The 25,895-nt window shown below is 63.7% G+C and carries 24 protein-coding genes; 15 read left to right on the top strand and 9 right to left on the bottom strand.

The window, feature by feature from the left end:
* Positions 1–48 precede the first annotated feature (48 nt).
* Together ftrA and ACWGTI_RS07020 are read left to right on the top strand one after the other, a co-directional pair.
* Positions 49–1,032 carry a transcriptional regulator FtrA gene (gene ftrA / locus ACWGTI_RS07025; protein WP_454586388.1) on the top strand — a complete coding sequence of 328 codons (984 nt, stop codon included), beginning with the start codon at positions 49–51 and terminating at the stop codon, positions 1,030–1,032.
* A gap of 109 nt (positions 1,033–1,141) precedes the next feature.
* Positions 1,142–1,489 carry a ClpX C4-type zinc finger protein gene (locus ACWGTI_RS07020; RefSeq protein WP_454586387.1) on the top strand — a complete coding sequence of 116 codons (348 nt, stop codon included), beginning with the start codon at positions 1,142–1,144 and terminating at the stop codon, positions 1,487–1,489.
* Positions 1,490–1,531: 42 nt separating this feature from the next.
* On the opposite strand, the gene ACWGTI_RS07015 is transcribed toward ACWGTI_RS07020, so the two are convergent.
* On the bottom strand, positions 1,532–2,704 hold the full coding sequence (locus ACWGTI_RS07015; RefSeq protein WP_454586386.1) for a citrate synthase: 1,173 nt from the start codon (positions 2,702–2,704) through the stop codon (positions 1,532–1,534).
* A gap of 93 nt (positions 2,705–2,797) precedes the next feature.
* Here ACWGTI_RS07015 and ACWGTI_RS07010 point away from each other — a divergent pair, with 93 nt between their 5' ends.
* A complete protein-coding gene (locus tag ACWGTI_RS07010; protein ID WP_454586385.1) occupies positions 2,798–3,886 on the top strand; it encodes a citrate synthase/methylcitrate synthase in 1,089 nt (362 codons plus the stop codon).
* Between the two features lie 217 nt (positions 3,887–4,103).
* Entirely contained in the window at positions 4,104–5,234 is a 1,131-nt protein-coding gene (locus ACWGTI_RS07005) for a patatin-like phospholipase family protein (RefSeq protein WP_454586384.1), read from the top strand.
* Here the strand turns inward: ACWGTI_RS07005 and ACWGTI_RS07000 are convergent.
* Complete coding sequence (locus ACWGTI_RS07000) at positions 5,225–5,821, bottom strand: TetR/AcrR family transcriptional regulator (RefSeq protein WP_454586383.1); 597 nt, start codon at positions 5,819–5,821, stop codon at positions 5,225–5,227. The two genes, ACWGTI_RS07005 and ACWGTI_RS07000, sit on opposite strands and share 10 nt — an antisense overlap.
* Positions 5,822–5,941: 120 nt before the next feature.
* Here ACWGTI_RS07000 and ACWGTI_RS06995 point away from each other — a divergent pair, with 120 nt between their 5' ends.
* The 7 genes from ACWGTI_RS06995 (at position 5,942) to ACWGTI_RS06965 (ending at position 14,743) form a co-directional block, all read left to right on the top strand.
* Positions 5,942–6,403 (top strand): (2Fe-2S)-binding protein, encoded by a 462-nt coding sequence (locus ACWGTI_RS06995; RefSeq protein WP_181057865.1) that lies wholly within the window; start codon positions 5,942–5,944, stop codon positions 6,401–6,403.
* Positions 6,404–6,405: 2 nt separating this feature from the next.
* Positions 6,406–8,679 carry a molybdopterin cofactor-binding domain-containing protein gene (locus ACWGTI_RS06990; RefSeq protein ID WP_454586382.1) on the top strand — a complete coding sequence of 758 codons (2,274 nt, stop codon included), beginning with the start codon at positions 6,406–6,408 and terminating at the stop codon, positions 8,677–8,679.
* Positions 8,676–9,284, top strand: a complete 609-nt coding sequence (locus tag ACWGTI_RS06985; protein ID WP_454586381.1) for a hypothetical protein — start codon at positions 8,676–8,678, stop codon at positions 9,282–9,284. Before ACWGTI_RS06990 ends, ACWGTI_RS06985 begins: the two co-directional genes overlap by 4 nt.
* 191 nt (positions 9,285–9,475) lie before the next feature.
* Complete coding sequence (locus tag ACWGTI_RS06980; RefSeq protein ID WP_454586491.1) at positions 9,476–10,672, top strand: efflux RND transporter periplasmic adaptor subunit; 1,197 nt, start codon at positions 9,476–9,478, stop codon at positions 10,670–10,672.
* 74 nt (positions 10,673–10,746) lie between these two features.
* Positions 10,747–13,914, top strand: coding sequence for an efflux RND transporter permease subunit (locus ACWGTI_RS06975; protein WP_454586380.1), 3,168 nt, complete (start codon positions 10,747–10,749; stop codon positions 13,912–13,914).
* Positions 13,915–14,011: 97 nt separating this feature from the next.
* Entirely contained in the window at positions 14,012–14,170 is a 159-nt protein-coding gene (locus ACWGTI_RS06970) for a DUF3309 family protein (protein WP_454586379.1), read from the top strand.
* A gap of 144 nt (positions 14,171–14,314) precedes the next feature.
* Positions 14,315–14,743, top strand: coding sequence for a DOPA 4,5-dioxygenase family protein (locus ACWGTI_RS06965; protein ID WP_454586378.1), 429 nt, complete (start codon positions 14,315–14,317; stop codon positions 14,741–14,743).
* A gap of 16 nt (positions 14,744–14,759) precedes the next feature.
* On the opposite strand, the gene ACWGTI_RS06960 is transcribed toward ACWGTI_RS06965, so the two are convergent.
* Positions 14,760–15,827, bottom strand: a complete 1,068-nt coding sequence (locus ACWGTI_RS06960) for a cyclic nucleotide-gated potassium channel (protein WP_454586377.1) — start codon at positions 15,825–15,827, stop codon at positions 14,760–14,762.
* A gap of 177 nt (positions 15,828–16,004) precedes the next feature.
* Here ACWGTI_RS06960 and ACWGTI_RS06955 point away from each other — a divergent pair, with 177 nt between their 5' ends.
* From ACWGTI_RS06955 to ACWGTI_RS06945, 3 genes are all read left to right on the top strand, one after another.
* Positions 16,005–16,880 (top strand): metal-dependent phosphohydrolase, encoded by an 876-nt coding sequence (locus ACWGTI_RS06955; RefSeq protein ID WP_454586376.1) that lies wholly within the window; start codon positions 16,005–16,007, stop codon positions 16,878–16,880.
* A 319-nt stretch (positions 16,881–17,199) separates the two neighbouring features.
* Positions 17,200–17,796, top strand: a complete 597-nt coding sequence (locus tag ACWGTI_RS06950) for an aldo/keto reductase (RefSeq protein WP_454586375.1) — start codon at positions 17,200–17,202, stop codon at positions 17,794–17,796.
* The gene (locus ACWGTI_RS06945; protein WP_454586374.1) at positions 17,715–18,182 is read left to right on the top strand and encodes an aldo/keto reductase; all 468 of its coding nucleotides are present in this window, start codon (positions 17,715–17,717) and stop codon (positions 18,180–18,182) included. Before ACWGTI_RS06950 ends, ACWGTI_RS06945 begins: the two co-directional genes overlap by 82 nt.
* A 241-nt stretch (positions 18,183–18,423) precedes the next feature.
* On the opposite strand, the gene ACWGTI_RS06940 is transcribed toward ACWGTI_RS06945, so the two are convergent.
* Positions 18,424–18,723, bottom strand: coding sequence for a hypothetical protein (locus ACWGTI_RS06940; RefSeq protein WP_454586373.1), 300 nt, complete (start codon positions 18,721–18,723; stop codon positions 18,424–18,426).
* A gap of 61 nt (positions 18,724–18,784) precedes the next feature.
* Positions 18,785–19,795 (bottom strand): HAD family hydrolase, encoded by a 1,011-nt coding sequence (locus tag ACWGTI_RS06935; RefSeq protein ID WP_454586372.1) that lies wholly within the window; start codon positions 19,793–19,795, stop codon positions 18,785–18,787.
* A gap of 51 nt (positions 19,796–19,846) precedes the next feature.
* Between ACWGTI_RS06935 and ACWGTI_RS06930 the strand changes: the two genes are divergently transcribed.
* A complete protein-coding gene (locus ACWGTI_RS06930; RefSeq protein ID WP_454586371.1) occupies positions 19,847–21,715 on the top strand; it encodes a rhodanese-like domain-containing protein in 1,869 nt (622 codons plus the stop codon).
* 177 nt (positions 21,716–21,892) lie between these two features.
* Here the strand turns inward: ACWGTI_RS06930 and ACWGTI_RS06925 are convergent, their stop codons facing one another.
* Genes ACWGTI_RS06925 through ACWGTI_RS06910 form a run of 4 tightly spaced genes read right to left on the bottom strand, consistent with a single transcriptional unit; the run spans position 21,893 to position 25,803 of the window.
* Positions 21,893–22,138 (bottom strand): MoaD/ThiS family protein, encoded by a 246-nt coding sequence (locus tag ACWGTI_RS06925; protein ID WP_023712829.1) that lies wholly within the window; start codon positions 22,136–22,138, stop codon positions 21,893–21,895.
* A gap of 60 nt (positions 22,139–22,198) precedes the next feature.
* Positions 22,199–24,463 carry a xanthine dehydrogenase family protein molybdopterin-binding subunit gene (locus ACWGTI_RS06920; protein WP_454586370.1) on the bottom strand — a complete coding sequence of 755 codons (2,265 nt, stop codon included), beginning with the start codon at positions 24,461–24,463 and terminating at the stop codon, positions 22,199–22,201.
* Positions 24,464–24,466: 3 nt separating this feature from the next.
* Positions 24,467–24,943 (bottom strand): (2Fe-2S)-binding protein, encoded by a 477-nt coding sequence (locus tag ACWGTI_RS06915; protein WP_454586369.1) that lies wholly within the window; start codon positions 24,941–24,943, stop codon positions 24,467–24,469.
* The gene (locus ACWGTI_RS06910) at positions 24,943–25,803 is read right to left on the bottom strand and encodes an FAD binding domain-containing protein (protein ID WP_454586368.1); all 861 of its coding nucleotides are present in this window, start codon (positions 25,801–25,803) and stop codon (positions 24,943–24,945) included. The genes ACWGTI_RS06915 and ACWGTI_RS06910 overlap by 1 nt, the downstream gene beginning before the upstream one ends.
* Between the last annotated feature and the right edge of the window lie 92 nt (positions 25,804–25,895).

Here is a 25,895-nt window from a genome sequence, read left to right as displayed (position 1 = left end):
CGGGCAGGGCGATTGCAGCTGGCAGCTTTGCCATATATCGTCAAGATCATGCCAAATGCATCTTCCCATCCTGTCAATCCGCTTGTCGTTGCCATTGCCTATGACGGGCTGTGCACATTCGAGTTCGGCGTGGTGGTTGAGATCTTCGCCTTGCCCAGGCCGGAAATGGGTGAGGATTGGTACCGTTTTGCGGTCGCCGGGATCGATGGCGGTGAAATGCGCGCTTTGGGCGGCGTGCGCATCGTTGCCGATGGCGGAGCCGATCTGATCGGCCAAGCCGACACAGTGATCGTGCCTGGGTGGCGCGGATCGGAGTCGCCGGTGCCGCCGTCGCTGATCGAGGCGCTTCAAAAGGCACACGAGCGCGGCGCCCGAATTCTTTCGATCTGTTCGGGCGTGTTCGTGCTTGCCGCCGCAGGCCTGCTGGCAGGCAAAAGGGCGACGACGCATTGGCGCTATAGCGAGAAGCTGACGGAACTCTATCCCGACATCACAGTGGTTCCCGATGTGCTCTACATCGATGAGGGCAATGTCCTGACATCGGCCGGCAGTGCTGCGGGCATCGATCTTTGCCTGCATCTGGTGCGGCGCGACTTCGGCACCAAGACGGCAAACATGGTGGCGCGCCGCCTGGTCGTGCCGCCGCACCGCGACGGCGGCCAGGCGCAATATGTCGAGAGCTCGGTGCCCGAGCCGCACGAGCGCAGCCGGCTTGGACCGTTGATCGACAGGATGCGCGCCGATATTTCCGCCGACTATCCCGTCGCCACTTTGGCCCAACTTGCCGGGATGAGCGAGCGGACATTTCTGCGCCGGTTCGCGGCCGCAACCGGCGTCACGCCGGCGCGCTGGCTGCTCTCGGAACGGCTTTCGCGGGCGCGCACTCTGCTGGAAGACACGGCCATGCCGATCGAGCGGATTGCCGAGACCGCCGGCTTCGGCGCGGCCGGCACATTGCGGCATCATTTCCGCCAGCAGTTCGCCACGACGCCGGCCGCCTACCGCGCACGGTTCGGGGCCAAGCCGGCCTGACGGCTGACTGCCAGCCGCTGCATGGTCAATCCACGTCACTGGCGCTTCGAGGAGACCCCGACCATATCTGTACCTGGTGCTGTTGTGAGACGAGCAAGAGGTGCAGGTCATGCATGACGAGAGCATTACCGAAACTTGGGTCAAATTATCTCGAGAAGGTGATTACGCCGCAATACTTCGCACGGCTTGCGAGTATTATGAGACTCTCACCCAGGCTGGGAGCACAGAAGAGGCCACTGCGTGTTTGGGTGTCATATCGGTAACCGTCCAGCATCTCTTGTCGACAAGCTCCGATGATAGCGCCATCGAAGGTGCCGCCGAAGCCTCGACTGTGTCGTGCTCGTTCTGCGGCAGAACGCAGGCTGACGCGAGGATAGGGGCCGGTCCCTCTGCCTTTATCTGCGAATTCTGCGTGACCGATTTTTCCGATATTTTTGCTGAGGGCGTTCGAGACTAAGAATCGCCGGGTCCTTGCGATTCGGGATAGTGAGGCGGCGAATTACGCGCCTTTCGGATGTTCGCTTTGCTTCGCCGACGGCGACAATCCCTCATAGCGGCCGCGCGGTCTGATGATGCTGCCGCTCATGATCTGTTCGACCATATGAGCGGCCCAGCCGACGCTGCGTCCCAACGCAAACAAATGGAACGGCGCATCGCGCGGTAGGCCCAGGCCACGTGTCAACGCAGCCAGGGCAAAGTCGATGTTCGGATGCGCGCCGGTCGCGGCAATGGCGGCTTTTTGCAACTGTTGCAGTATCTCGTCGACTGGGATGACGGCCAGAAGTGCGGTGGCACGGGGATCGCCTTCAGGATAGAGCGGGTGGCCGAACGCCGGCAATGGCCGGTCGTGGCCGAGCCAGCGTCGGACCGCCGCCTCGGCGCCGTGCACCGCCGCATCTTCCGCCAATTGCATTACCGCTTCGCCGGCGCCACCGTGGCGTGGGCCGGACAAGGTTGCCAGGCCCGCCAGCAGGCAAGCGGCAGGCGAAGCCCCGGTCGAGGCGGCGACGCGGGCAGTGAAGGTCGATGCGTTGAGTTCGTGATCGGCAAGCAGGACGAGTGCGCAGCGGATCGCTTCCGCGCCGTCATCACCCATCGACCAGCCCCGCGCCAGACGCCGATGGACAGGGTCTGTGCCGGCTACAGCGCCCAGCGACTGCGCCAGCGCTCCAACTGTGTGCGCAGCCTCGGTGCACAGCGAGGCAGCGCTGCGTCCAAGCGAAGGCCGCCCTTGGCTGGCAAGCATGGCAAGCTGCGCAAAGGCCGAGGCGCGGCCGATTTGAGAAGGGACATCCGATGAGCGTGCCTTGAAAGCCACCGGTTCAGGCAAGGCCCAAAGCAAAGCGGCAGTTTCTTCCAGCGTGGCCGATCTGGAAAGCGTTACCGCATCCCGTCCCCGATAGATCAGTCGGCCGTGCAGGACAGTCGAGATAGCCGTTACGATTGATGGTTCACCCCAGGCGATCGCGCTTTCGGCGATGGCCGAGGGACTGCGGCCGCGCGCCCGGCGGGTTGCCAGGGCTGCGATGTCGTCGGCGCGGTACTGGCTGCGGCGCGGGTCGGTCTCATCCGGCCGCATGCCGATGCGCCCACGGCTGACATAGGCATAAAGGGTTTGCGGCCGGACCTTCAGCCTTCCCAGCGCCTCTTCCCGCGACAACCATTCGGACATGATCAGCTCTGATATTGATTATATTGATCAAGATTGATTTATGCGCTGCTTAACCCCTATGTCTAGTGGAGAAAAGCTGCAAGGAGACGAAACATGGCAAACGGGCTCGATGATGTGGTGGCGGCGGAGACCGTGCTCTCCGATGTCGATGGTCTTGGCGGCCGTCTGACGATCCGCGGTTATTCGCTGCCGGAACTGGCCGGCCACTGGCGCTACGCGCAAGTGGTCCGCCTGCTGCTGGACGGCTTCTTCGACGAACTTCCAGGCGATGCCGAATTGGCGGCGAGACTGGGCGAGGCGCGCGTCGAAGTGTTTGAGCGCCTCCAGCCATCGCTGCCGATGCTGGCGCCGCTTGATGTCTACGACGCGATGCGCGCCGGCATCGCACTTTTGCCTGACGGCGAAAACCTGGCGGACGCCTTGCGTCTGATCGGGGCGCCTGCGGTGCTGACGCCGGCCCTGCTGCGCTTCAAGCGCGGCGATCAGCCGATCGCGCCGGATGGCAATGCCGATCATGCCGCCGACATGTTGCGGATGCTTAACGGAGCAATCCCGTCGCCGGCATTGGCAAAAGCGCTCGACACTTATCTTGTCACCGTCTGCGACCATGGCCTCAACGCCTCGACCTTCGCCACCCGCGTCGTCGCTTCGACGCTCGCCGGCCTGACATCGTCGGTGCTGGCTGGGCTCGGCGCGCTCAAGGGGCCGTTGCATGGCGGCGCGCCCGGTCTGGTGATCGAGATGCTGGACGCAATCCAGGCGCATGGCGATGCCGCCGACTGGCTGCGCGACGAGGTCGCGCATGGCGAACGCATCATGGGCTTCGGCCATCGCATCTACCGTGTCCGCGATCCGCGCGCCGACGTGCTGAAAGCGGTGGTGCGGCAGCTCGGCAGCGAAGGCGAGACCGGCCGCAGGCTGGCTTTCGCCGAGAAGGTGGAGCAGACGGCGCTGGAGGTGCTGCGGATCGCCAAGCCGCAGCGCTCGTTGCAGACCAATGTCGAATTCTTCACCGCGCTGGTGCTGGAAGCGGCGGGCTTTCCGCCACAGGCCTTCAGCAATGTCTTTGCCGCCGGGCGCGTCGCCGGCTGGATCGCGCATGCGCGTGAACAGCAGACGACAGGGCGGCTGATCAGACCGCAATCGCGCTATGTCGGGCCGGTGCCGAAGCTCGTCGCCTGAGATCGCAACACCGTTTCGAAGGAAAACGGCCTCTCCATTTCAGGTGGAGAGGCCGTTCTTTCATGACCGAAATTTCATGTGATCACGCGACCGTGTTCGTGTTCTTGCCTCGGTCATCACTTATATGCTGCACTGCAACATAAGTCCGCTGCGGTCGAACCCCGCCCGATTCCCGGGCGGGACAAGGCTGCAGCGCCCAAACCGATACAGGAACGCCATGACGAAAAACGGCAAGGCGGAGGAAACCAAGAAGATCAACATTGCCCTGCAGGGCGGCGGCTCGCACGGGGCTTTCTCCTGGGGCGTGCTCGACCGGCTGCTGGAGGATGGCAGGCTGGAGATCGCGGCTGTGTCCGGCACCAGCGCCGGCGCCATGAACGCGGTGGCGCTGGCCGACGGTTTTGTGCGCGGCGGCGTTGATGGCGCACGCAAGAAGCTCGATGATTTCTGGCGTGCGGTGGCGGCGAAAGGCCGGTTCAGCCCGGTGCAGCGCATGCCATGGGACGTCGCCTGGGGCAATTGGTCGATCGAAAATACGCCCGGCTATTTCTTCTTCGACACCATGTCGCGGGTGTTTTCGCCCTATGTCGCCAATCCGCTCGGGCTCAACCCGCTGCGCGACGTGGTCGAGCAGGAGATCGATTTCGCCAATGTGCGCGCCTGCAAGTCGACGGAGCTGTTCATCTCGGCAACCAATGTCGAGACCGGCCAGCTGCGCGTCTTTTCCGATGGCGAAATCGACCTCGACACGGTGATGGCCTCGGCCTGCCTGCCGCAATTGTTCCGCGCCGTCGAGATCAAGGGCGTGCCCTACTGGGATGGTGGATATGGCGGCAATCCGGCGTTGTTCCCGTTCTTCAAGACGGCGGCGACCGAGGACGTGCTTCTGGTGCAGATCAACCCGGTGGTGCGCGAAGGCACGCCGAAAAGCGCCAACGAAATCCAGAACCGCATTGACGAGATCACCTTCAATGCCGGGCTGCTGAACGAATTCCGCTCGATCGCCTTCGTCAAGGAACTGATCGCCGCCGGCCGCCTGCCGCATGGCGAGTATCGCGACATCCGCATGCACCGCATCGACGCCGACGAGGCGTTCAAGGACCTCTCGGCGTCGTCCAAGGTCAATGCGGAATGGGCGTTCCTGACCTATCTGCGCGACCTCGGCCGCACGGCGGCGAGCGACTGGCTGGAGGAGAACTACGACGCCGTCGGCAAGCGGCCAACGCTTGATCTCTCGGGCGAGCTCGACGATGGCTTCAAGCCGGTGCGCGGCCCCGCGCCGGGCCGGCGGGTCAAGGAGTTCCTCGCGGCGCGCAAGAAGCCGGAGGCGGAGCGGCGTCAGGCCTGAAGGGCGAGGTCGATCACCTTGACCAGCGCGCCCGCGGCCTTGCGCTGTTCGTCCGCATCGCTGATGCGCGCCTTCATGCCTTCCAGCCCGTCAAGCAGCATGTCGGCGAGCAGGCGCGCCGACAGGCCCTCGGCCGCCAGGTCGGCGCCGTTGCGCCCGGCCTCTTTCTCGATCGCCGCAGCGATATGTTCGCCAAGGCCGTCGCGCCAGCAGACGACGAGATCAGCAAGGCTCGACTTCATGTCGAGCAGCTCGGCGCCGTGCGGCGATGAGATGACACCTCGCATCATCGAGATCAGCCCCTCGTCGATGGCCCGCGTCATGCGCTCCGTGAAGGTGCCATCGCCGGCCAGCGCCACCTTTGCCGCCTCGACTGAGCGCGACAGGAGCATCATGGCTATGGCGCGAAAAATGTCGGTCTTGTTCTTGAAGAGCAGATAGAGCGCCGGCCGCGACATGTCGGCGGCGCGCGCAATATCGTCCATGGTGGTGCGCGAAAAACCATAGGCCAGAAACACCTTCATGGCGCCGTCCAGAATGCGGACGCGCCTCGGGTCTGTGGTGGTGATGTCTTCGATCTGATTCACGGCTGCGACACTATCTGCGTAACCTCTATTGACAAAATTACGAATTTTGTCAACTTGTATGAAGCGAGATGGCGTACCCATTCCGCTTCGGACTGTGGACGACAACGAAGGGTATCCCCCATGCGCCTCACCGTAGACGGTCAGTCGTTCGACATCGATGCCGATCCCGAAATGCCGCTGCTATGGGCGCTGCGCGATCTCATCGGAAAGACCGGGCCGAAATTCGGTTGCGGCATCGCCGCCTGCGGCGCGTGCACGGTGCATGTCGATGGCCAGCCCGTCCGCTCCTGCTCGTTGCCGGTCGGCCAGGCCACCGGCGCCATTACTACGATCGAGGGCATCGGTGCGCCCGGCAAACTGCATCCGGTGCAGCAGGCCTGGCTGGAAGAGCAGGTCGCGCAATGCGGCTACTGCCAGGCTGGCCAGATCATGAGCGCCGTGGCACTGCTCGACGAGGTCGCCGATCCGACCGATGCCGACATCGACAACGCCATGGGTGGCAATCTCTGCCGTTGCGGCACCTATCCGAAGATACGCGCGGCTATCAAAAAAGCTGCGGCACTCAAGACGGCGGGGCTTTGATCATGGCCCGTGTCGCAAAGATCGCACGGCGCAGCTTTCTCATCGGCGCGGCTGCCATCGCCGGTGGCGTCGCCGTCGGCTATTACTATTACCGCAAGCCCTACCCGAACCCGCTGGATGGCGATCTCGCCGCCGGTGAGGCGACGTTCAATCCCTATGTGAAAATCGGCGCCGACAACACCATCACCATCGTCGCGCCGCGCGCCGAGATGGGGCAAGGCATCTCGACAACGCTTGCCGTCATGGTCGCCGAGGAGCTCGACGTCAGCCTCGACCAGGTCAAGGTCGAACACGGCCCGGCCTCCTACGCCTATTACAATGCAGCGATCCTGGAAGAGGGCGGCCCGTTTGCCTTCTTCGACGAGAGCATGACCGCGCAGGCTGTGCGTTCAGGCCTGGGTGTGGTCGGCAAATTCCTCGCTTTGCAAGGCACCGGCGGCTCGGCCTCGACGCGCGACGGTTTCAACAAGATGCGGCAGGCGGGCGCAGCCGCGCGGCAGATGCTGATTGCTGCGGCGGCGCAGAAGTTTGGCATGGAAGCTGCCGATCTTGAAACGGCCAACGGTTCGATCCTGCACAAGGCGTCGGGCAAGTCGCTGACCTACGGCGAAGTGGCGGCAAACGCTGCCGCGATTGCGCCGCCGGCGGAAGTCCGGCTCAAGGACAAAGCCGATTGGAAACTGTTGGGCAAGCCGCAGAAGCGCATCGACATGCTGGCCAAGGTCACCGGCGCGCCGATCTTCGGCATCGATGTCAGGCTGCCGGACATGCTCTACGGCACGGTGAAGATGAGCCCACGCTTCTGGTCTAGGCCGGTCGGCGCGGACCTTGCCAAGGCCGAAAAAATGCCCGGCGTGATCAGGATCGTGCCGCTCGAAACGAACTATGGCCACGGTTTCGGTATCATCGCCGAAAACACCTGGGCGGCGTTCAAGGCGGCGGACGCCATCGACGCCAAATGGGCCGATCCCGAATATCCGCCGGACAGCGCGGCGATCGCCGGGGTGCTGAAGCAGGCGCTTGGCACCGAGGGCTCGGCACTGCGCGACGATGGCGATGTCGCCAAGGCCTTCGCCGATGCGCCGCGCGAAAGGACAATCGAGGCCGACTATGCTGTGCCCTATCTGGCGCATGCCACGATGGAGCCGATGAATGCCACGGCGCGGCTGAGGGACGGCGTGCTCGATATCTGGTGCGGCAACCAGGCGCCGACCCTTGTGCGCCAGCTTTGCGCCAATCTGCTCGGCATCGAACAGGACAGAGTGACGGTCCACACCACCTTCATGGGTGGCGGCTTCGGCCGCCGCGTCGAGATGGATTATGCGCTGTGTGCGGCGCTGATGGCGAAGGAAACGGGCGGGCGTCCCGTCAAGGTGACGTGGACGCGCGAGGAGGACATGCGTCACGACGCCTATCGGCCGGCGGCCGTCGGCAAATTCCGGGCGCGGCTGGGCGACGATGGCCTGCCGGTCGCCGTCGACATGACAATCGCCTCGCCATCGGTGATCGCCGGCACCTTGCGCCGGCTGTTCCCCTCGATATCGCCGCTCGGGCCTGACAAGGCCATCGTCGACGGCGCCTACGACCAGCCCTACACCATCCCGAACTACCGGGTGAGCGGCGTCGCCGCTCCGGTCACTGTCCCGGTCGGCTTCTGGCGCTCGGTCGGCAGTTCGATCAACGGCTTCTTCCATGAAGGCTTCATGGACGAGATCGCGGTCGCCGGAAAAACCGATCCGGTCGAGATGCGCAAGCAACTCATGGCGAACTATCCGGCGGCGGTGAAGGTGATCGAGAAGGTCGCCGCGATGGCGAAATGGGGCGAGGCGCTGCCGGCAGGCAAGGCGAAAGGCATTGCCTTCAGCCTGTCTTTCGGCAGCTGGGTCGGCGAGATCATCCAGATTGCCGACACGCCCGCCGGCATCCGCATCGAGAAGGTGTGGATCGCCGCCGATGTCGGCACAGCACTCGATCCAGGCATCATCGAGGCGCAGCTCATCTCGGCCGCCATTTACGGCCTGTCGGCGGCTATGGGTCAGGAAATCACCTTCGCCGATGGCATGGTCGAGCAATCGAATTTCCACGACTACGATGCCATGCGCATCTTCCAGTGTCCCGCTTTCGAAGTCGCGATATTGGAGAACTTCCACAAGATGGGCGGCGTCGGCGAGATCGGCACGCCGCCTGCGGCTCCCGCACTTGCCAACGCCATCTTCGCGCTCACCGGCAAGCGCATCCGGACGCTGCCGCTTTCGAAGGCGGTGGCTTTCGCATGACAAAGCTCCTCATCATGCTGACGTCTCTTGCCACCCTGTTTTCGGCAGCGGCCTTCGCAATCGCACAAGAAGGGCAGGCACCGGCGCCGGTTGCAGTCGACGCTGCGAAAGGCTTGCCCGAATGGGACAAGATCTACGCCGTGTTCTCGCACCCGCGCTGCGCCGACTGCCATGTCGCCGACGACCGGCCGCGCTGGTCCGGCGCTCACTATGGCGGGACGCGCGTCCATGCCTTCAACGTCCAGCGTGGCGCAGACGGATCCGGTTTCGGCAATCCGGGCCTGCGCTGCACGACGTGTCATTTCGCGAGCAATTCCAGTGCATTGCACGGGCCGCCCGGCGCCGAGAACTGGCATCTGGCGCCGGTCGAGATGGTCTGGTTTGGCAAATCCTCGGCGGAAATCTGCGCCCAGATCAAGGATCGCAGTCGCAATGGCGACCGCAGTCTGGAGGATGTTGCGCTGCATGTACGCGACGACAAACTGGTCGCCTGGGGCTGGGCCCCGGGTGCCGATCGTGAGGCGGCGCCTGGCTCGGCCGAAGCGACCTATCAAGCAATCGAAAACTGGATGGGGGCAGGCGCGCCGTGTCCCGTGACGCAATGATCGCGCAACTTTTGTGACTATATTGCGCTGCAACTTTGATGTAGAAGCGCGGCTTCGCCGTTCACGGCAAATTGAACACGGCCTGACGAGCACCCATATCGGCGACGCGCCCGAGTTGAAGACACGGTAGCTGTTAGAAGACGGGCCTTGTTGGAAAACGATCTGGCCGAACCCGCAGTGGAAAAACAATGATGCCGAAAATCAGGTTTCACAAGCTTGCCGCTATAGTTGTGCTCATTGGCTTCGCCGCCTGGATGGGAACAGGCGCGTTCTCGTCGGTCGGCAGCGCCGCTGTCGAAGGCGCAGCCAAGGCAGGCGATCAGGCCAAGCCGGGCGATCAGGCCAAGGCGCCGGATGCAGCCAAGCCACCGACAACCGGGCCGAAGGCCGCCGAAGCGGAGCCCAAGGCGCTGCGCACCGTCGCGGTGGTGACGCCGCCGCGCAAGACCTATGCCCGCGCCATCCGCATTTCCGGGCTGACCGAGGCCGACAAGCGCGCCGTGCTCGCCACGCGCGTCGCCGGCGTCATCGAAAGGCTGCCGGTCAAGCAGGGCGATCACGTCAAGACAGGCGATCTGGTGCTGATGCTGGCGGCTGAAGAAAAGATCTCGATGGTCGACAGCGCCAAGCAGCTTGTGGTGCAGCGCCAGGCTGAACTCGACGCCTCGCTGCGGCTGATGAAGACCGGCAACCTGCCCACGCTGCAGCTCGACACGGCGCGCTCGAACCTGACCGCGGCGCAGTCGCAGCTGGAAACGGCACAGGCCGAGCTCGACCGCAATCTGGTCAAGGCGCCCTTCGACGGCGTTATCGACCGGGTGCCGGTGGAACTCGGCAGTTCCGTCATGCAGGGCGGCGAGGTGGCGACCATCCTCAAGCTCGATCCGGTGATTGCGCGCGGTGAAGTCAGCGAGCGCGACCTTGGCTATCTCAAGCTCGGCGACAAGGCCGCGGTGCGGCTGGTCAGCGGCCAGACCGTCGAAGGCAGGGTGCGCTACATCAGCCGCGACGCCTCGTCGGCAACGCGCACCTTCCGCGTCGAAATTGCCGTCCCGAATGCCGATGGTTCGGTGCCGGCCGGCATGACGGCCGAGATTTCGCTCAGCGCGCAGCCGACCGACGCCGTCATGTTGCCGCGCTCGGTGGTGACGCTCGGCGACAAGGGCGACCTTGGCATTCGCGCCGTCGACAAGGACAACAAGGTGGTGTTCTTCCCGATCGACCTGGTCGACGACTCGCCGAACGGCCTCGTGCTTGGCGGCATACCCGCCGATGCCCGCGTCATCGTCGCCGGCCAGGAACTGGTCAAGGAAGGCGACGTCGTCAAGCCGGTCGAGGCCGACCAGGCGACCATCCAGAAACTGTTGGGCGAAGCGACAACGCAGTAGCGCCGGGATGCCCCCGGGCGGGGACAACCGACTGCAATGCGGATCCTGATAATCTTTGAGAACAGGCGTTAGCCATGGATATCGTCAAACTCGCGATCAACAATGCCCGGCTGACCATCTCGGTGCTGGGATTCCTGCTGCTGGCGGGCTGGGTCGCCTATTCGTCGACGCCGAAGGAAGCGGAACCCGACGTTCCGATTCCGATGATGTATGTCAGCCTGATCTATCAGGGCATTTCGCCGGAGGATTCCGAGCGGCTTCTGCTGCGGCCGATGGAAAGCAAGCTGAAGAGCCTGAAAGGCCTCAAGGAAATGCGCTCGGCCGCCTTCCAGGGCGGCGGCTATGTGCTGGTCGAGTTCCAGCCGCAGACCAATCTGGCGACAGCGCTGCAGGACACGCGCTCCAAGGTGCAGGACGGCAAGGCCGACCTGCCGCAGGCCGCCGAAGAGCCTGTCGTCACCGAGGTCAACATTTCCGAATTCCCGGTGCTGGTGGTGACGCTGTCGGGCGAACTGCCCGAGCGCGTGCTGACGGCTGCCGCACGCGAATTGCGCGACCGCATCGAAGAGGTGCCCGGCGTTCTCGAAGGCTCGTTGCAGGGTTCGCGCGACGATCTCGTCGAGGTCGTCATCGATCCGATGAAGCTGTCTTCCTACGGCCTGCAGCTCGACCAGCTGATCGGCGCCGTGGGAGCCTCCAACAGCCTGGTCGCCGCCGGCAATCTTGAGGGCTCGGAAGGCAAATACGCGGTCAAGGTGCCGTCGCTGATCGAGACGCCCGAGGATGTGGCTGCCCTGCCTGTCGTCGCCGGCCCCAATGCCGTCGTGCAGGCAAAGGACATTGCCACGGTCCGCTCGACCTTCAAGGACGCCGAGACGATCACCCGTCTCAACGGCAAGCCGGCCATCGCCATCGAAGTCAAGAAGCGCATCGGCGCCAATCTGATCGACACGCTGGCGAAGGTCAGGGAAGTGTCCGACGCCTACGTCAAGTCCATGCCGGAAGGCATGAACATCACCTATACGCAGGATAAGTCGGTCTTCGTCAACCAGCTCTTGGGCGACCTGCAGAACCATGTGATGATCGCCGTCATCCTGGTGTTCATCGTCATCCTCTATGCGCTGTCCGGCCGTGCCTCGCTTCTGATCGGGCTTGCCATTCCGTCATCCTTCCTGATCGGCATCCTGCTGCTCGCCATGATGGGCTACACGATCAACATGATCGTGCTGTTCAGCCTTATCCTGGCGGTCGGCATGCTGGTCGACGACGCCATCATCGTCACCGAATTCGCAGAGCGGCGCATGGGCGAAGGCATGCCCAAGGCCGAAGCCTTCACCCTTGCCGCCAAGCGCATGGCCGGCCCGGTGATCGCCGCGACGATGACGCGCATCGCCGCGTTTTCGCCGTTGCTGTTCTGGCCCGGCATCATCGGCGACTTTATGAAATACATGCCGATCACGCTGATCGTGACGCTGTCGGCCTCGATGCTCTATGCCTTGGTGTTCGCGCCGACGCTGGGTGCTATCTTCGCCAAACCGCCCGAGCATCACGAGGAAGGTCGCGACGGCTGGTACATGGCGCTGGTCAAGCAGGCGGTCCGCTTCCCGATCACCGTGCTGGTGCTGACCACTGTGCTTTTGACCGGCGTCGGCGTCGCCTATTCGAAGTATGGCGCCGGCGTCGAGTTCTTCCCCAGCGTCGAGCCCGATTACGGCCTGCTCTACGTGCATGCCCGCGGCAATCTCTCACTGGCCGAAATGGATACGGCAACCAGGATCGCTGAAAACCGGCTGCTCGGCTGGCCCGGCGTCAAATCGGTCTACACCCGCGTCGGCAAGACTCAAGGCGGCGGCCAGGATGTGCCGGAAGACGTCGTCGGCGTCATCCAGTATGAGTTCATCGACTGGCGCGAGCGCAAATCGGCGAACCAGATCCTGGACGAGTTGCGCACCGTCATGGCCGGTATTCCCGGCGTCGACGTCGAGGTGCGCGTGCCGGAAGCGGGTCCGCCCACAGGCAAGGCGATCCAGCTCAGGCTTTCGGCCATCGATCCCAAGGGGCTCGACGACCAGGCCCGCGCCGTTGCGGCACGCATTTCCAAGGTGCCCGGCGTCATCGATGTCTCCGACGGTCTGCCGCCGCCCGGCGTCGACTGGGCGCTCGAGGTCGACCGGGCCAAGGCGGCGCAGTACGGCATCAGTCCGACTTCGGTCGGCACCGTGGTGCAATTGGTGACCAACGGCCTGAAGCTTTCGGAATACCGGCCGGCCGGCGCCGACGATGCCGTCGACATCAGGCTGCGCCTGCCCGAAGATCGGCGCACGCTGTCGACGCTCGATGAGCTCAGGGTGCAGACCTCGCAAGGCTCGGTGCCGATCTCGAACTTCGTCGTGCGCAAGCCCGAGCCGACCGTCGGCATCCTCAACCGCATCGACGGCGCCCGTACCGTGGTGGTGCAGGCCAACGTCGCCGCCGGCACGCAGGTTGCGGCGGTGCAGGCGGAGGTGACCAAGGCGGTTACCGACATGAAGCTCGACAGCGGCATACGCTGGAAGCTCGCCGGCTCCAACGAGGACAGCGCCGAAGCCAGCGCCTTCCTCGGCAAGGCCTTCGGGGCCGCGATCTTCCTGATCTTCCTGGTGCTTTTGATGCAGTTCAACAAGTTCACCAGCGTGCTTCTGGTGCTGTCCTGCGTGGTCATGGCGACGATCGGCGTGTTCCTCGGACTGCTCCTGACAGGCGAGGCGTTCGGCATCGTCATGTCGGGCATCGGCGTCATCGCGCTGGCCGGCGTGGTGGTGAACAACAACATCGTGCTGATCGACACCTATGACCGGCTGCGCGAAGAGGGCTGGGACAAGATGGAGGCTGTGCTGCAGACCTGCCGCGAGCGTGCCCGCCCGGTCGTTCTGACGGCGGTGTCGGCCATCCTCGGCGTGCTGCCGATCGCGTTCGGTCTTGGGCTGGAAATCTTCCATCACGAGACGACGATCAACGCGCCGTCGACGCAATGGTGGATTTCGCTGTCCTCGGCTATCGTCTTCGGTCTGTCCTTCGCCACTCTGCTGACGCTGGTGGTGACGCCGTCCATGCTGATGATCTTCACGCGCAGCAAGAACAGCCGCTTCTATGCGTTCTTCCGCCGGATATCCGGCCGCGACAGGAAGCCGGGCGCGTCCTCGGGGCCGAAGCCAGGCCCGCTGGACGAGCCGGCAATCGCCTTCCCGAAAGCCGCCGAATAGGCCAGTTTTCATCGACCAGACAAAAGGCCGCCCGGAACAACCGGGCGGCCTTTTGCATTGTCCCCTCGTATACGAATAGAAAAGCGAGGGATTCTTCATGACCGTCAGCACCATCCTCATCGTTGTTTTGATCCTGATCCTGATAGGCGCCGTACCGGCCTGGCCGCACTCGCGCTCCTGGGGCTACGGCCCTTCGGGCATAGCCGGCGTCGTGCTGGTGGTGCTGCTGATATTGGTGCTGATGGGCAGAATTTGATTAGGGCTATCGCAGTAGCGGATGGCGCTCCCCCGCTCCGTCTCGGCGCCGCCTTAAACGATTGCCCTGCAATCAAGCGCAGATGACGGGCAGCGTCCTTGCGTATACGCTGCCCACACGACAATCATCGAGGGAGCCGCCAGGGTGAACGCAGACAACGCCAGCCCAAGCTCGCCAAGGCCTCTCGCCGAGATCGCCAGCTACCACGCCCACATCTACTATGACGGGCAGGCCGAGCGGCAGCACGCCGAATGGCTGCGCCTGCGCATCGGCGAACGTTTCCGCGTGCGGCTGGGCAACTGGCGCGACGAGCCGGTCGGCCCGCACGAGCAGGCCATGTATCAGGTGTCTTTCGCCACCGAGATTTTCGCCTCGCTGGTTCCGTGGCTGATGCTGAACCATGGCGGTCTCAGCATCCTCATCCACCCCAACACAACCAACCCCAAGCGCGACCACCTGGTAGACCCGATCTGGATCGGCAGGCCGCTGGGAGTGCATGGCGAGGTGCTGGGTGAGGAGGACGAGGCGGAAGAGGCGCTGGAGGTGAATACGGAGCCGACGCTAGGGGCTTAGGGGTAATAGCCGAAGGTCAAGCCGTCGGCGCCGCGCCGCGCCGTTCGAGCGCGGTCTTGCGGATGATGTCCGCGATCTCCGGGCTGCTGGAGCACAGCATCTGGAAATCCACAGCGTGCAGCGACAGGAGCGAGACCGCCGTTGCTGCACTGACGGTCGCCATACGCGGTTCGCCGCTGATCAGCGCCATCTCGCCGAAGAAGGCGCCAGGCCCGAGCTCCACCGGGTTCGGCGTCGCGACGGTGACGCGCCCCTCCACGACGAAGAACATCCGGTCACCGGGCTCGCCAACGCGGCAGATCACGGCGCCCGCCGGCACCGTGCGCGTTCTTAACGCGGCCACGATGTCGACCAGCACGGCCGGGCCTAGCTTCTGAAACAACGGCACGGCGGCGACCAATTGCCAATTGCGGACGAATTCGCCGCGACGGACTTCCTGATAGAAGCCCGTGGCAAGAATGCCGGCCCAGAGCGCGAAGATGCCGATGCCACTCATCATGACCGCCCCGGCAAGGACGCGGCCGGCGAAGCTTTGCGGAATTTCGTCGCCATAGCCGGTGGTGGACAGCGTGACCACCGCCCACCACATGGCCTGGGGGATGCTGCCGAACTTTTCCGGCTGGATGCCGCGCTCGATGACATAACCCGCCAGCGCGACACCGAACAGAACGACGCCGAACAGCGTGGTGACACCGATCAGGTTGCGCGCCTCGTTGGCCAGCACCCTGCCCAGCACCGGGAAGAAGGTCGAGTCGCGCAGCGGTTTCAGCAGCCAGACGGCACAGTAGAGGCTCCAGTCGGGCGTGCGGACGAGCAGAAATGCCGCGAGTGGAACCAGGGCCGCGAGCACATCGATGGCGATTGCCGGCGTCCTGTCGTGAAGGTCTCCCGCCCGGCGCCTGAGCAGCGTCGCGACCATCTGCACAAGATAGGCGCCCCAAATGACGGCGAGCAGGGCAACCAGAGCCAGCCTGCTTCGTCCGGAAATGTTGGGTGTCGTCAGCGCAGCCACCGCCAGGAGCCCGGGCGCAGCCAGCACCGCGTTGAGCGGCGCGTAAATTCTCAGGAAAGGCAGTACCGACATTCTATGCCCACAACCGCGACTACCCTGCAGAATAGGATGGCTTCAAGGCAAGCGCAAAAATGCTTGCCGTCGCCGCGATGTGCATCACCGACGCTGTGATAAAATCCACGCCGGAACCGTGCTAGGATGGCTGCCGCACGCGACGTGTCGTGCTTAAATTGGCCAGGAACGATTGTCATGCTCAATCCGATTTCCATCATGGCCGACCGGCTCGGCGACCATCTGTCGGAACTCTATCTCCAGTATTTCTCGCATCGCAATTCGGAGTATGCGAGCTACATAGGCGGGGCGGCCCGCCTTGTGCTGGAGCGCATTGGCAATTCGAACGCGCTTTATCACAACATCGAGCACACGCTGATGGTCACGCTCGCCGGCCAGCAGATCATCCGCGGCCGGCTGCTTTCGGAATCCCTGACCCCGGATGACTGGCTGCATTATACCTGCGCGCTGCTTGTCCACGACATTGGCATGGTGCACGGCATATGCCCGGGCGACACCGACGACAGCTTCGTCATCAACGAGGCCGGCGACCGCCATACGCCACCGCGCGGCGCCTCCGACGCGGTGCTTGCGCCCTATCATATCGAGCGCGCCAAGATCTATGCGCGCCAACGTTTTGGTTCCTCGAAGTTCGTCAATGAGGAGCGCATTATCGCGGCGATCGAGATGACGCGGTTTCCTGTACCGGACGATCCGGCCTACCAGGCCACCAACACCGAGCCGGCTCTGGTCAGGGCCGCGGATCTTATCGGCCAGCTCGCTGATCCCTTCTACCACCGCAAGCTGCCGGCGCTGTTTGCCGAGTTTACCGAGACCGGGATGGTGGAAAAGCTCGGCTGCAAGACCGCAGCCGATCTCGGCGCCATCTTCACCGATTTCTTCACGCTGAAGGTCGAGCCCTATATCGGCGACGCGATCCGCTATCTGGAGCTGACGACCGAAGGCAAGCAGTGGGTCGCCAACCTCCACAGCAACCTCTTCCAGTCCGGGCATCGCCCGGCCAGGATCGGGCCGTTCCCCGGCGTGTCGCCGAGCCTTTCGGTGGCGACTTAAAGCCGGGATTGGTTCCGCCGGTGCCATAACGGCGGAGGTTGCACGCGGCGGTTGTTACGAAGAGGGTCGCCACCATTTCCCAGCGTCTTCGCTGAAGGGATACTCCTTTGCGCAAGTAGCCGGCGGCGCCTGCATGGCAGTCCTTCATACGGTTCGGTCCATCACCAAAAGCGGACATCGCTGCTGCAGACGCTGCAGCGGCTTTGCGCCAAGATGGGCGGTTCTAGCTGGAGTATTCAGCCAGGTTGCGCATGGCATGGATGCATCGAAAGTCACGGGGCAGAAGTCGCTATCCTGAAACAAACCAAAGGTGTTCGCCATGGATTACGCCCATCTAGGCCGGACCGGCATCAAGGTCAGCCGAATAGCCCTCGGCACGATGGAATTCGGCTGGCAGATTGATGAGTCGGACAGTGTCACCATCATGGACGAAGCTCTCGACGCCGGTATCAATCTTTTCGACACGGCGGATGTTTATGGCGGCCCGCAATCGCCGGAAATGGAGAAGGGCTACGGCACTTCCGAAGAGATCATCGGCCGTTGGCTCGCGCAGGGCGGCCGGCGCAACAGGATTGTGTTGGCGACGAAGGTCTACCAGCCGATGGATCCCGGTCCCAACGATCGCCGCTTGTCTGCCTATCACATCCGACGCGCCTGCGAAGCCAGCCTGCGACGGCTGAAGACCGATCACATCGATCTCTACCAGATGCATCACGTCGACCGGGCCACACCGTGGGAGGAAATCTGGCAGGCGATGGAGCAGCTGATACGCGAGGGCAAGATCACCTACGTGGGCAGCAGCAACTTCGCCGGCTGGGACATCGCCACCGCCCAGTGGACGGCCGCGTCGCGCAATCTGCTGGACTGGCTTCCGAGCAGAGCCTCTACAACCTTGCGCAGCGCACCATTGAGCTAGAGGTGATTCCGGCGCTGCGTCACTACGGGGTGGGCCTCATCCCCTACGGACCGATCGGCTCTGGGTTGCTCGGCGGAGTGCTCCGCGGGGCAGCCCAGGGGCACGGCTCGTCGACGCCGCTTCAAACGCGGGTTGCCGGACTGCGCCCGCAACTGGAAGCCTATGAAGCGCTCTGCAATGAACTGGGCGAAGCGCCGGCCCTCGTGGCCCTCGCGTGGTTGCTCCACAATCCGATTGTCAGCGCGGTGATCAGCGGCCCCCGCGCGGTGGTGCAGCTCCGCGAGAACTTGAAGGCAACCTCACTGAACCTCTCGAATGAAACGCTGACGAGGCTGGACAAGATTTGGCCAAGCCCAGGCGAAGCGCCGGGGGCCTATGCCTGGTAGGCTGAAGCCGCTCCGCATGTAGAGGTACGGTCTCAAAACGGACATTGATTAGTTGATCGAAATGGCCGCGAAGTTTCCTGAACGGCGGCTTATTCAAGCTCAACGCCACCGCCGCGCCATCGCGAGGTCCGCCGTGCCGGAGTAGGCGGAGCCCGTCGTACTGACTCCTACCACTCCTGCAGTGGCCGCTAATGTCCTAAGCTGCAGCCAAGGTGAGCCTAGCTGCCATGAAAGCGGCAAACTACTGCACCATGTTCTCGCACTCGACCATTGGCGCATGTCCCGAGGTGTTAATCATATAGACATTTCCGTCGGACCCCAGCATGAACATCATGCACCAGGGGATAGGCTTGGCGATCTTCTCTAGCTCATCCATCTTCGCAGCGTCGATAATGGTTGATTTTGCCATGCGACCGTCGGGCATGACGGCAATGATCTCACCGTTTACCATCACCTCCAGAGGCGTTGCGCTCCCGGCGGCCGCCGGTCCAATCGAGGTTGCCGTGAGAAATGCCCACAACATTGTCTGATAAATACGCATATGGCTCTCCTTGGCAGTGAGCGGGTTCCGAGAGTTCTTTTAATATGCCAGGCACTCAAGCTTACTGCGTCTCGAATGGAAAGATTGACTTCCAGTCTTTCCTCATGTCGACAACCAGCCAGCCATTCGGCCCCGCGGCTTCGAGCACGGCGTCGAGAAGGCCGAAACCGGTCTCGCGGTCATAGGCGTATTCGCGTTGCGCATCGGTATGGTGGATGACGACGCCGAGCCGAGGACCCGGCGTCGTCGTCGTCCACTGCAGCATCTCGAAATCGATGTCGGCGTTGGCGAAGGCGGCGATGGGGCGGCGACCAACGCTCTCGTAGATGCCAGCCGGACGACCAGCACCGTCGCCGATCCTGCTCATCTCGGGTAGCCGCGTCAGCTGAGGTCTGCCGCTGATGAGCTCGTATTTCGTCCTGATCGTGGAGCCGATGACATGATCAGGCTGAATGCCATAAACGGATGCCACCCAAGGGCGCATGAAATCGGCGCTGTTTCCGGAGACGATGTAGATCTCGAACCGGTTCCTTCTGAAGTAGTCGATGACCTCCAGCATCGGCTGGTAGACGAGGTCGGTCGATCGTCGACGAAAGCGGGCATCGCGCGTGTCGGCCATCCAGCTCATGAGAGCGGTCTGGTAGTCGTCGGTGGCCCACCCTTCATGGGACGCGACTAGAATCTCGGCAAAGCCGCGCTCGCCGATACCCGCGAGATACCTTGTATCTCCTTCCATGGCCGCTTTGAACGGCTGCGTCGTATCCCAATCTGGATGCTTCCACAGGTTGGCCGAGACACAAGCGAGTTCGAACGCTACCTGGGCAGGCACCGGCTGCTCCACCCAAAGGGTGCCGTCATTGTCAAATACAGCAATACGCTCTTCGACCGGCACGAAATCGGAGGAGCCTTCGGTCGCAACCCGCTCGACGAAGGCGACGATCGCCGCCTTGGCCGGCCCCTCGTTCCAGGACGGCAGCGGATCGGCCAGCGCCGCGGCAACAGAAAGCATCGCGACTGCGGTGCCCAGCGCGATACCGGCAACGGATGGCAAGTAGCAACGGGTTGCGAACATGACCTATCCTTTCTCTTTTTCACGACAGCGGAACGGCGCCAGCCTTTGCCGATGTTGGCGCCCAAGGCCCATTCGGTCACGAAGGCTTCCCGAAATTTTGCCGAAATCAGCCGGCAACAGGCCCAAACGGCACTGAATGCCGATCCCCAAGGCAGCGCGCGTGTGCTAACTTCTGCTGGCGAAGAGCGCGGAAACGGCATCTGCGCAGGGGCGCGCCGGATGGAGAACAGCATCGCATTCGCCATCAACGGGGTCACCGTCGATCTCGACAACGAATTGCTGACCGACGCGTCGGGCACGACTGTCGGACTGCGCAGGCAGTGTTTCGCGGTGTTGCGCCATCTGAGCCGCAACGCCGACAAACTCGTCACGAAAGAGGAACTCGCAGCGGCGATCTGGCCCGGCATCGCCGTCACCGACGACAGCCTCGTGCAATGCATCCATGAGATCCGGTATGCCATCCGTGACGAGGGGCACACCGTGCTTAAGACGGTCCGCAAACGCGGCTATCGGCTCGTGCTCAAGCCAAACGAAAACTTGCCGTCCGACAGCAGCGAGAGTCGCGCCCCTCGTGCGTTACCCAGGCCGACCCTGGCCGCTGTCGCTGCTGGCGCGTTCGCTTTCCTTCTCGCCGCAACCGTCGTTTGGCCGCTGAGCTCCAGGCCCGCCGCCATCGTCGGCCGGGCGGACGGTGATGGCGGTGGGCTCGTCGAGACCGCGAACCCACAGGCGCATGACGCGCTTCTGCTCGGGCTGGAGCGCCTCCACCTCGAAACTCAGGAAGACACGCTCAAGGCGATCGCCTACTTCGAACAGGCGGCTAGATACGATCCCGGATACAGCCGCGCCTATGCGGCGGTGGCCGCCGCGCAGCAGAAGATCATCCTGTCCAACTGGAGCACTGTCGACGGCATAGAGCTCGACCGCGCCCACTTCAGCATGCGACTGAACCTTGCCAAGGCGCTCAGACAGCCAACCCCGCTCGCTTACGCGGTGGCGGCCGAGCAGGCGCTTGTTGCGGGACATCCTGATGCCGCCTTCGGTCTCATCTCGAAGGCGAGGGAGCAAGCGCCCTACGACCCTGACGTGCTCATGGGCGAAGCATCGATTCTCAATGCGGGCGGGCGGCCTGCCGAAGCGGAACTGGTGCTGCGCCGGGCCATTGCGCTCGACCCAAAGTTCGCGCCGGCCGCGCTACGACTCTTGTCGGCCGCCCTGTTCCAGCAGGGCAAATATCAGGAGGCGGTCGGTACGGTCGATCGCATTGCCGCGCAAGGCGCGGCGACGACGGGCGACTACATCACGCTGGTAGCGAGCCTCGGCCAACTCGGCGTCGACGAGGGCGTGAGCCGTGCCGTGACCCGCTACAACGGCCTGGCAATTGCGGCCGGGAGGGATCCGATGACTGTGCAGGAGGCACAGTGGAACTGGCAAGGCAACCTGTTCGGCTATGACCGTTCGGCCATCGACAGGCTGGCTGACGGATTGCGGCGGGCAGGCGTACCGGAGGGCGCCGGGACGGACCTGCGTCTCGGCAACTATATGGACTTGGTAACGAGAGGGGAGGTCGGTCAATTCACGGTCAGGGGCGCGGACAGAATCAACGTGCTGACAGCCGGCGCGCTCTTCGACCGCGGGGTTCGCTTCATCGATGTGCGACCGGAGGCCGGCTATGCCAGCGGGCATGTCCCGCGGGCGGTCAATCTCTCGGTCGTTACCCAGCTGTCGAGGGAAGAGCTCTTGAAGGTTGCGCGCCCGGACGACGAGATCGTCTTTTATTGCAACAGCGGGTACTGCGAAATCTCGGCCATCGCCGCCGCGAAGGCGGTCCGATGGGGTTACAGGCGCGTCTACCTGCTGAACGGTGGCGTTCCAGCGTGGGAAAGCGCCGACTGTCCGGTCGAGGTCGCATCGCAGTAACTCTAGTGGCCCATGCGCTTCTGGTCGCGCCGCAGGCCGAAATCCATCCGCCAGCCGGACTGATCCCATGCTTCTCCGAATGACTGATACGCAGTCTAAGCTGCCGGTCCGCTACCGGCTCAATTCACGACATCCGAGACCTCAATGCTAAGCAGTGGCAGCGGCCGCTTGCCCCCCTCAGCCCCCAGCCAGCCTCGGCAGCAGAAAAATCTCCGCCCCCTGCGGCAGCTCTTTGCTCCACGTATCGCGATAGATCGTCCCATCGATCGCCACCGCGATGCCCTTCTCGATCCAGGGCTCTATGCCGGGATACTGTTCAGCCAGTTTCCTGAACAGCTCCCTTATGTCCTTGGCCTCGACCTCGACCTTGCTCTGGCCGCCGGCGAGCTGGCCCAGCGCACCCCAGAGGGTGACTTCAACCATCAGGGATGACCCCATACGATCGCAGCGTGAGCCGAAAGCTGCTTTGCACCTTTCGGCCCTCTAACCTTCCCGTTCCGCCTCGATCGCCGCAAGCACCCTCGGCGGTGACATCGGAATATGCGTCATGCGCACGCCGGCAGCGTTCGACATCGCATTGCCGATTGCCGCCAGCGGCGGGACGATCGAGGTTTCGCCGACGCCGCGCACGCCATAGGGGTGGTTGGGGTTGGGGATCTCGAGGATCTGCGTGTCGATCATCGGCAGGTCCGAGCAGACCGGGATGCGGTAGTCGAGGAAGCCGGCGTTCTGCAGACGTCCGTCCTTGCCGTAGATATACTCCTCGTTGAGCGCCCAGCCGATGCCTTGCGCGGCACCGCCCTGGTACTGACCCTCGACATAGGTCGGGTGCACCGCCTTGCCGGCATCCTGGATCACCGTGTAGCGCACGACGCGCGCGGCACCCGTCTCGGGATCGACCTCGATATCGCAGATGTGGGTGGCGAAGGAGACGCCGGCGCCGTCGGCGACGAGTTCGCTGTGGCCGGCGATCGGCCCGCCGGTCTTGCCGGAAGCAGCTGCAATCTCCTTCAACGACAGGGCTGCCAGGTTGCCGTACTTCTCGCCCTTGGCGATGGCATGGCCGTTTTCCCAGACCACGTCGTCGACGGGGATGTCCCACATCTGTGCGGCGCGGTCGCGCAGGATTTTTATCGCGTTGCGGGCGGCCGAGATCGTCGCCATCGACGAGGAGAAGGTGCCGCGGCTGCCGTCCGTCATGTCGTTGTAACCGAGGGAAGACGTGTCGGCGACGACAGCCTTGAGCTGGGCATAATCGATGCCGAGCTCCTCCGCCGCCACCAGCGACAGCGAGGCGCGAGAACCGCCGACATCGACGGTGCCAACGGCGAGCGACACCGAGCCATCCATACCGATGTTCAAGTCAACGCAGGTCTGGCCGCCGAAATTGAACCAGAAGCCACAGGCCATGCCGCGGCCCTGGTTCTTGGCCAAGGGCGCTTTCATGTGCGGATGGTGCTTGGCCGCTTCCAGCGTCGGGCCGATGCCGATCGGGCCGTAGACGGGGCCATAGGACGACCTTGTGCCTTCCTGCGCGGCGTTTTTGATGCGGAACTCGACAGGATCCATGCCGAGTTCCTTGGCCAGTTCGTCGACAGCGCTTTCCACGGCAAACGCCGCCATCGGTGCGGAGGGCGCGCGATAGGCGGCGGTCTTCGGCCGGTTGACCAGCACTTCGTAGCCGACGGTCTTGACGTTATCGAGCTTGTAGCAGGCAAACGCCGTCATGGCGCCGATCTCGGCCCAGGTGCCGGCATAGGGACCGCTGGTGTAGCGCAGCGTCGCCTCGGCGGCAGTGATGGTGCCATCCTTGCGGGCGCCGATCTTCACGTCGATCGAGGTGGCGCTGGTCGGGCCCGAGGCGCGGAACACCTCGTCGCGGGTCATGACCAGCTTTACCGGGCGGCCGGCCTTGCGCGACAGGGCCAGCGCCACCGGCTCGGCCCAGACATGGGTCTTGCCGCCAAAGCCGCCGCCGATCTCCGACGAGGTGACGCGCAGTTTCGAGGCCTCCAGCCCGAGCAGTTGCGCGCAGTGCTGGCGATAGACGAAATGGCCTTGCGTGCAGACCCAGAGGTCCGCGGTGCCGTCGGACGAGACGCTCGCCACGCAGGCATGCGGCTCGATATAGCCCTGATGGGTCTGCTCGGTCTTGAACGAACGCTCGACGATGACATCGGCGTGGCCGAATCCCTGATGGACATCGCCATGGCCGAACTGGCTGCGCTTGGTGACGTTCGAAGGCTTTACCGGCTTTTCCTCGAGGCCCTCGGTGAAGACCGTGTCGTTGATCAAGGGGGCGGTGTGCTTCATCGCCTCGTCGACATCGGTGACATGCGGCAAAAGCTCGTAGTCGACCACGATCAGCTTCAGCGCCTGCCGCGCCGTGCGGGCATCGACGGCGGCGACCGCGGCCACGGCATGGCCGTCATAGAGCGCCTTGGTGCGCGCCATGCAGTTGTCGAGGACGTCGTACATGGCGGCATCGCCATCGGTGAGGTCGGGCAGATCGGCGGCGGTGATCACCGCCTTCACGCCGGCCAGCTTTTCAGCCTTGGAGGTGTCGATCTTCAGGATCTTCGCATGGGCGTGCGGGCTGCGCAGCACGCGCCCGACCAGTTGTCCCGCCATGTTGAAGTCGGCGCCATAGCGCGCACGGCCCGTCACCTTGTCGACGCCGTCGGGGCGGATGGGCCGCGTGCCGACGGATGAGAATTTGCGGCCCGAAAAGCGTGGATCGAAATTCATGGCTTACGCTCCCTTCATCACGTTGGCCGCGTCCTGGACCGCGCGCACGATCTTGTCGTAGCCGGTGCAGCGGCAGAGGTTGCCGGCGAGGCCGAAGCGGATTTCTTCTTCCGTCGGATCTGGATTCTTGGCCAGAAGGTCCTTGGCCGCGATCAGGAAGCCCGGCGTGCAGATGCCGCATTGCAGCGCCGCGTGTTCAAGGAATTTCTCCTGCAACGTATGCAGCTTGTCGCCATGCGCCATGCCCTCGACGGTCTCGACAATTCGGCCCTCGGCTTCCGCGCCGAGCACCAGGCACGAGCAGACCAGCCGGTCGTCGAGGATGATGCTGCAGGCGCCGCAGTCGCCGGTGCCGCAACCTTCCTTGGCGCCGGTCAGCCCGAGCCGGTCGCGCAGGACGTCGAGCAACGTCTCGTCGGGTTGGCAAAGGTACTCGACGTGATCGCCGTTGATTGTCGTTGAAACTGCTACACCGGCCATCATTTGCCTCCTGCACGTGCGTAGGCGGTCGTGGCGGCCCGTCTGGCCAGCACGCCCGCAACTTTTCGTCTGAACTCGATGGTGCCCCGCTTGTCGTCGATGGGCCGGCAGGCCCCCGAACAGACCTTGGCGAGCCGCTCAAAGGCTGCCTCATCCAGCTTCCTGCCGATGAGAGCCTCGGCTGCCTCTTCCACCAGAAGCACGGTGGGCGCCGCAGCGCCCAGCGCGACGCGGGCCGCTGTGATGACGCCATGTTCGTCGAGCGTCAGGTTCACGCCGGCGCTGACCACCGCGATGTCCATCTCGGTGCGCGGAATGAAGCGCAGATAGGCGTCGCCCGAACGCGGCGCCCGCTTGTCGAGCAGGATAGCCTCGATGATCTCGCCCTTGGTGAGCGATGTCTTTCCAGGCCCGATCGGCACGGCCTCCACGGCAATGGTACGCTTACCGGAGGGGCCGGCAACCACTGCCTTGGCGCCGGCGGCCACCAAAGCCGGGACGCTGTCGGCGGCCGGCGAGGCGTTGCACAGATTGCCAACGATGGTGCAGCGTCCCTGCACCTGCTTCGAACCGATCAGCTTCGCCGCTTCGACGACGCCAGGCCAGGCCTTCTTCAGCCCTGAGCTTTCTCCCAGCACCGCGCAGGGGACGGCGGCGCCGATGCTGAAGCCATCGGCTGTTTCCCTGATATCGCTCAAGCCCTCGATTGCCTTGATGTCGACGATCAGGTCGGGTTCGACAAACCCACCCTTCATCCTCACCAGAAGGTCGCTGCCTCCGGCAAGAATGGCTGATGGGCCGGAAGCGCCGGCCAGCACGCCAACGGCATCTTCGATTGAAAGCGGACGTATGTAACGCATCGTCTCCCCTTGGTGATTGTGATCTCGCCGACCGTTATAAACAATCACCTTATAAAGACCATCCGGTTCCTCGTTTCCAGCGATTGGTCCAG

This window comes from Mesorhizobium sp. ArgA1, assembly GCF_053714375.1.
The sequence above is the reverse complement of the archived record's forward strand: the minus strand, read 5'-3'. Positions and strand labels throughout refer to the sequence as shown.

Coding starts and splice junctions, on each gene's coding strand:
- ACWGTI_RS06925 (WP_023712829.1), bottom strand. CDS start 22,138: ATGGTTGAAGTCACCCTCTGGGGTGCGCTGGGCCAGCTCGCCGGCGGC.
- ACWGTI_RS06930 (WP_454586371.1), top strand. CDS start 19,847: ATGTTGGCGCCCAAGGCCCATTCGGTCACGAAGGCTTCCCGAAATTTT.
- ACWGTI_RS06975 (WP_454586380.1), top strand. CDS start 10,747: ATGGATATCGTCAAACTCGCGATCAACAATGCCCGGCTGACCATCTCG.
- ACWGTI_RS06940 (WP_454586373.1), bottom strand. CDS start 18,723: ATGCGTATTTATCAGACAATGTTGTGGGCATTTCTCACGGCAACCTCG.
- ACWGTI_RS06990 (WP_454586382.1), top strand. CDS start 6,406: ATGGCCCGTGTCGCAAAGATCGCACGGCGCAGCTTTCTCATCGGCGCG.
- ACWGTI_RS06980 (WP_454586491.1), top strand. CDS start 9,476: ATGCCGAAAATCAGGTTTCACAAGCTTGCCGCTATAGTTGTGCTCATT.
- ACWGTI_RS06985 (WP_454586381.1), top strand. CDS start 8,676: ATGACAAAGCTCCTCATCATGCTGACGTCTCTTGCCACCCTGTTTTCG.
- ACWGTI_RS07015 (WP_454586386.1), bottom strand. CDS start 2,704: ATGTCCGAATGGTTGTCGCGGGAAGAGGCGCTGGGAAGGCTGAAGGTC.
- ACWGTI_RS07020 (WP_454586387.1), top strand. CDS start 1,142: ATGCATGACGAGAGCATTACCGAAACTTGGGTCAAATTATCTCGAGAA.
- ACWGTI_RS07005 (WP_454586384.1), top strand. CDS start 4,104: ATGACGAAAAACGGCAAGGCGGAGGAAACCAAGAAGATCAACATTGCC.
- ACWGTI_RS06935 (WP_454586372.1), bottom strand. CDS start 19,795: ATGTTCGCAACCCGTTGCTACTTGCCATCCGTTGCCGGTATCGCGCTG.
- ACWGTI_RS06950 (WP_454586375.1), top strand. CDS start 17,200: ATGGATTACGCCCATCTAGGCCGGACCGGCATCAAGGTCAGCCGAATA.
- ACWGTI_RS06960 (WP_454586377.1), bottom strand. CDS start 15,827: ATGTCGGTACTGCCTTTCCTGAGAATTTACGCGCCGCTCAACGCGGTG.
- ftrA (WP_454586388.1), top strand. CDS start 49: ATGCCAAATGCATCTTCCCATCCTGTCAATCCGCTTGTCGTTGCCATT.
- ACWGTI_RS06955 (WP_454586376.1), top strand. CDS start 16,005: ATGCTCAATCCGATTTCCATCATGGCCGACCGGCTCGGCGACCATCTG.
- ACWGTI_RS07010 (WP_454586385.1), top strand. CDS start 2,798: ATGGCAAACGGGCTCGATGATGTGGTGGCGGCGGAGACCGTGCTCTCC.
- ACWGTI_RS06995 (WP_181057865.1), top strand. CDS start 5,942: ATGCGCCTCACCGTAGACGGTCAGTCGTTCGACATCGATGCCGATCCC.
- ACWGTI_RS06915 (WP_454586369.1), bottom strand. CDS start 24,943: ATGGCCGGTGTAGCAGTTTCAACGACAATCAACGGCGATCACGTCGAG.
- ACWGTI_RS06970 (WP_454586379.1), top strand. CDS start 14,012: ATGACCGTCAGCACCATCCTCATCGTTGTTTTGATCCTGATCCTGATA.
- ACWGTI_RS06910 (WP_454586368.1), bottom strand. CDS start 25,803: ATGCGTTACATACGTCCGCTTTCAATCGAAGATGCCGTTGGCGTGCTG.
- ACWGTI_RS06920 (WP_454586370.1), bottom strand. CDS start 24,463: ATGAATTTCGATCCACGCTTTTCGGGCCGCAAATTCTCATCCGTCGGC.